At 53.1% G+C, this 1,877-nt stretch carries 1 protein-coding gene; it reads left to right on the top strand.

Annotated features, from left to right (window positions below; genetic code table 11):
• The first annotated feature begins 482 nt into the window (after window positions 1-482).
• Window positions 483-1,775: a group II intron reverse transcriptase/maturase gene (gene ltrA / locus RW092_RS01030; protein WP_009226730.1), complete on the top strand. Its 1,293-nt coding sequence runs from the start codon at window positions 483-485 to the stop codon at window positions 1,773-1,775.
• The last annotated feature ends 102 nt before the right edge of the window (window positions 1,776-1,877 follow it).

The raw sequence follows: 1,877 nt of genomic DNA, 5'->3' as shown, positions 1-1,877 counted from the left end.
CGGTCGCGGGAAGGGCCAAGCCCCCGCGTAGCTAGGATACCTACGTATGGCGAAATCTGTACGTAGAAGCGTATCGACGAAAGTACCTGTCAGAGGCAGGGCGAGCAACATACCAGGCCGTAACATGAAAGTGAATCCTGCCGCGTCGTCAAAAAGGCCTCGCAAGAGGGAAAAGAGGAAGCCGAGTCCCGCGTACATGGACGAAGGCCATGGAAGCTGCCTAGAACTTGGAGCGGCAGTGAAGAATCCTCCGGCGTAGAGGGAACGGCATGGTATGAAAGAGGATGCAGTGAACTGGGGAGGCCCTCCCCTGCACGGTTGCAGAAACCGTAAAGAGGCCTTCTATAAGCCCCAGAGGTGAAGTGAACGGTCTGCAGGAAGGGAGTCCGAGGGGCTCATAGTACCGTGGAACGCAGGACAACACAACCTGCGGGAGGGAAGGAGCTCTGCTTTGTTCAAGTTTCTTGAGGAGGTACGAGTCAGTGAATGCCAAACGGCTAACAACACCAGAGGAAAACGTTCAAGAACTCCAAGGGAAACTCGGTCATGCGGCCAAGGAGAACAAGAAGCGAAGATTTCACGCGCTGTACGACAAGGTCTATCGGGTAGACATCTTATGGGAAGCGTGGCGAAGGGTACGAGCCAACGAGGGCTCGGCAGGAGTGGATGGAGAGACGTTGGCAGACATCGAGAAACAGGGAGAAATGCGTTTTGTGCTTGAATGTCAACGGCTACTGAAAGAAGGGAAGTACCATCCACAACCCGTTAGACGCCACTACATCCCGAAGAAAGATGGCAAACTGCGACCGCTGGGGATCCCGACGGTGAGAGACCGCGTCATCCAGATGGCGACCAAACTCGTCATGGAACCCATTTTCGAGGCGGATTTTCAGGACACGTCTTTCGGTTTTCGGCCTAAGCGGAGCGCGAAACAGGCGTTGGAGCGAATCCGGAAAGCATGCAACCGCAAAGGAAATTGGGTGGTCGACGTCGACATCCAAGGCTACTTCGACAACATCAATCAGGAGAAACTGATGAAGCTGATCGAAATGCGGATCAGTGACAGGCGAATCTTGAAGTTGGTGAGGAAGTGGTTAGGTGCGGGAGTGATGGAAGAAGGAAACATCCGACGCTCAGACTTGGGTACACCGCAAGGGGGAGTGATCTCACCACTGCTGGCGAACATCTACCTGAATTACTTTGATCTTCTGTGGGAACGACATGGCGGTAAGCTTGGGGAACTGACGCGTTATGCAGATGATCTGGTGATCATCTGCAAGACGAAGAAGGACGCACAGCGGGCCTATGAACTCATACGAGCGATTATGGAACGCCTGGAATTAACCCTGCACCCCACGAAAACGCGCATCGTTGGACTTTGGACTGGGGAAGAAGGCTTCGATTTTCTGGGCATGCATCATCGAAAGACGAAGGCCGAAACATCCAAAGGCCAAGTGTACTACACAACCCAGCAGTGGTTGTGCCGGAAGGCGGAAGAGCGAATACGGGAAGGGGTAAAAGAGCGATTAGCTCCGCCAGGTATGCGACGCCTGAGTTTCGAAGAGCACGTGGAGTACCTGAATCCAAAGATTCAAGGCTGGCGCAATTACTACTACACAGCTTACAGCCAGAGGAAGATGGCGAAGTTGGATTGGTATATCCGGCAGCGGTTTGCGAAGTGGTATGCTAAGAAACACAAACGCAGACGATGGTTGAGTTCGCTGCGCGAAGTGAAGTCTTTGTCTATTCAATATGGACTTAAAACGCTCTTGTAATCTGCATGCTCATGATGACGAACATCGGAAAGCCGTATGAGGGAAAACCTCACGTACGGTTTGATGAGGAGGGGCTGGGCCCCGCCCAGCCTTTCACTCTAG

The sequence above is a fragment of the Paenibacillus sp. 3LSP genome, assembly GCF_032465655.1.
In the GTDB taxonomy this organism is placed as follows: Bacteria; Bacillota; Bacilli; order Paenibacillales; family Paenibacillaceae; genus Fontibacillus; species Fontibacillus barengoltzii.
This window is presented reverse-complemented; position numbering and strand designations above follow the sequence as displayed.